Origin of the sequence: Streptomyces cacaoi (genome assembly GCF_006539165.1) — a bacterium.
In the GTDB taxonomy this organism is placed as follows: domain Bacteria; phylum Actinomycetota; class Actinomycetes; order Streptomycetales; family Streptomycetaceae; genus Streptomyces; species Streptomyces cacaoi.
Map to the genome: position 1 here is coordinate 1 of NZ_BJMM01000143.1, position 2,693 is coordinate 2,693.

Sequence of the window (2,693 nt, forward strand, 5' to 3'; positions counted from 1 at the left end):
GCAGACCTGGCAGCTCCAGCACGCGGCGGCGGACCCCACTCACTGCTTCTATACCGAGGTCACCACGCGCCCCTGGCGAGCCCGTATGAACGGGCCGGCATGAACTCCGCTTCCGCCGCCACCCCGGCCGGGCCTGGGCAACACCGGCCGGGTGCGCGGCGGGGCGGTCAGCAAGACCCCGCATCGGCCGGCGCCGAGCACGTGCCGAGCCCGCGGGCCGGAAGTGTCAGCGACAACGAAGGAGCACCTGTGATGACAGCGACCGCTCAACGGCTCGACACCGAGCCCGTCCGGCCCTTCGGCCTCACGAAGGCCGTGCCCGTCAAGGTGATCGAGATCCCGAAGGACGAGCCCGCCCTGACGCTGTGCCCCGAGCGGCAGATCAGCGTCACCGAGGACGGCACCCCCTTCATCCACGAGCCCTCCATGGCGACCTCGCTCACCACCCAGCAGCAGACGCAGGAGGACAGCCAGCTCGACGAGTCCACCGAGAACGACACCGACTGACCAGCCGCAGCCTGAGAAGGGAGTGATTGACCCGTGACCGTCCTGGTGCTGACCCGTCCGCTCGACGCCACATCCGATCTGGTCATCTCGGAACTGCACGAGCGAGGCGTGCCCGTCTGCCGACTCGATCCCGGCGACTTTCCCAGCTGCCTCAGTTTCGGCGCCCGTATCGGTCCCGGAGCAGGACACTGGGCAGGCACACTGCGCGGTCAGCACCGGGACCTCACCCTCGGCGAGGTCAGCGCCGTCTACTACCGGCGCCCCTCCGCCTTCCGGATGCACCCCGGCATGGCCGGCGGCGACACCCGGTGGGCACGGGCCGAGGCCCGGGCCGGCTTCAAGGGCCTGCTCTCCTCGCTCGACTGCCGGTGGGTGAATCACCCCAGCAGAAACGCGCACGCCGAGATCAAGCCCGTCTCCCTGGCCACTGCCGCCCGATGTGGACTGGACGTGCCGGAAACGCTCATCACCAACGACCCGGCCGAGGCCCGTGAGTTCGTCGAAGCCCTGCCCGGAGGCACAGCCGCGTACAAGGCGCTCGGCCCCGGCGGGCCCACCACCGACGACGGCAACGCCCACGCCCTGTGGACGACCCAGGTGCGTGCCGAGGAGATCACGGACGCGGTCAGCCTCACCGCGCACCTCTTCCAACAGTGGGTGCCCAAGGCGTACGAAGTCCGCGTCACCGCGGTCGGCCGTCGGCTGTTCGCCGCCGAGATCCACGCCGGTTCGGACGCTGCCCGTATCGACTTCCGCACCGACTACGACAGCCTCACCTACCGCCCGTGCACGCTCCCCGGCGAGGTCACGGCCGGCATGCACTGGCTGCTCGATGCTCTCCAACTGCGCTACGCGGCCTGTGACTTCCTCGTTAGCCAGGACGACGGCCGTTGGTTCCTCTGTGACGTCAACCCGAACGGGCAGTGGGGGTTCGTCCCGGAGCTCCGCGAGCCCATCACCGAAGCCCTCGCCGACCTGCTCGAAGGAAAATGCTCATGATCACTCCCTCCACCGTGTCAGCCGAGGGGCTACGACGGCGTATGGTCCAGCGCCTCACCGACGAAGGTGCCCTGCGCACCCCGAAGTGGCGCGAAGCCTTCGAGGCCGTGCCCCGCGAGCTGTTCGTGCCCCGCTTCACCAAGCGCGAGGGGAACGAACTCGTCAGCTACCTCCCCGACCACCCCGGCTACCTCGAAGCCGTGTACTCCACCGCGTCGCTCAACGTCCAGTACGACCAGCACGGCACAGCCACCAGCTCCTCCAGCAACCCGACCATGATGGCGCTCATGCTCGAAGCCCTCGCACCCGCTGATGACGAGCTTCCCGTGCTCGACCTCGGCACCGGGCCCGGCTACAACGCGGCACTCTTGTGCCACGCGTATGGCCCCACGCGCGTCGTCTCTCTGGACGTCGACCACCGCCTCATCGTCGCCGCTGCCGGGCACCTCAACGGCGCCGGATACACGCCCAGCCTCGCCGTGGGCGACGGCACCGCCGGCTGCCCGGGCTTCGCCCCCTACAGCGCGGTGATTGCGACGTTCGGAGTCGGCCGCATTCCGAATGCCTGGCGGGAGCAGGTTGTACGCGGAGGCAACATCGTCGCCAACGTCGGCCACGGCCTCATCCCCCTGACCATCGGCGACCAGGGCACTGCCGTCGGACGCTTCCTGCCGACCCATGCAGCCTTCATGCCCGCACGCCCCACCGCGGACACCGCTGCCGCGCCCGCCCGCTCCTACGCAGGCAAGATCGCCACCGCGTCCGGCTCCGGGCAGGAGATCGAGCTGCCGGCCGCCCTCGACGAGGACATGCCCCGCTTCCTCGGCGCCCTGGCCCACCCTGACGTCATCGAGTTCTCGCTCGTCCTCGATGGACAGCGTGTTCTCGGCCTCGTCCACCCGGACTCCGACTCGTGGGCCCGCGTCACCCCCCGCGGCGGCGGCACAGCGCAGCTCGACCACGGCGGCCCGCGAGACCTCTGGGCAGAGCGAGCACCACTGCTCGGCGAGTGGGCCGCGGCGGGACGGCCGGGAGCGGACGCCTACACCCTCACCGTCCACCCCGACGGACGCCATCAACTCGCCATGGGCGGTTGGGTGTGGCCGTTGCCCTGACGTGGACCCCCGAGGGGCGTTCTATCGGCGGGCGGCGTTCGAGTCGTTGCAACGCCTCCCCGCCGCAGCTCA

Annotated in this window: 4 protein-coding genes; all 4 read left to right on the plus strand. The window is 70.2% G+C overall.

All coding sequences use genetic code 11. The features are described from left to right. Window positions 1–103, plus strand: a 103-nt coding sequence (locus SCA03_RS37430) for a DUF7848 domain-containing protein (protein ID WP_443098242.1), incomplete at its 5' end; no start/stop codon positions are given. A 149-nt stretch (window positions 104–252) separates the two neighbouring features. Then, window positions 253–507 carry a putative ATP-grasp-modified RiPP gene (tgmA, locus tag SCA03_RS34595; RefSeq protein WP_030891857.1) on the plus strand — a complete coding sequence of 85 codons (255 nt, stop codon included), beginning with the start codon at window positions 253–255 and terminating at the stop codon, window positions 505–507. A 33-nt stretch (window positions 508–540) separates the two neighbouring features. Next, window positions 541–1,506 (plus strand): ATP-grasp ribosomal peptide maturase, encoded by a 966-nt coding sequence (tgmB, locus tag SCA03_RS34600; protein ID WP_086814187.1) that lies wholly within the window; start codon window positions 541–543, stop codon window positions 1,504–1,506. After that, entirely contained in the window at window positions 1,503–2,621 is a 1,119-nt protein-coding gene (locus SCA03_RS34605) for a methyltransferase domain-containing protein (protein ID WP_086814185.1), read from the plus strand. Before tgmB ends, SCA03_RS34605 begins: the two co-directional genes overlap by 4 nt. Window positions 2,622–2,693: the final 72 nt, after the last annotated feature.

Bases quoted from the DNA above. Each gene is read 5' to 3' on its own strand.
- tgmA (WP_030891857.1), top strand. From the start codon at position 253: ATGACAGCGACCGCTCAACGGCTCGACACCGAGCCCGTCCGGCCCTTC.
- SCA03_RS34605 (WP_086814185.1), top strand. From the start codon at position 1,503: ATGATCACTCCCTCCACCGTGTCAGCCGAGGGGCTACGACGGCGTATG.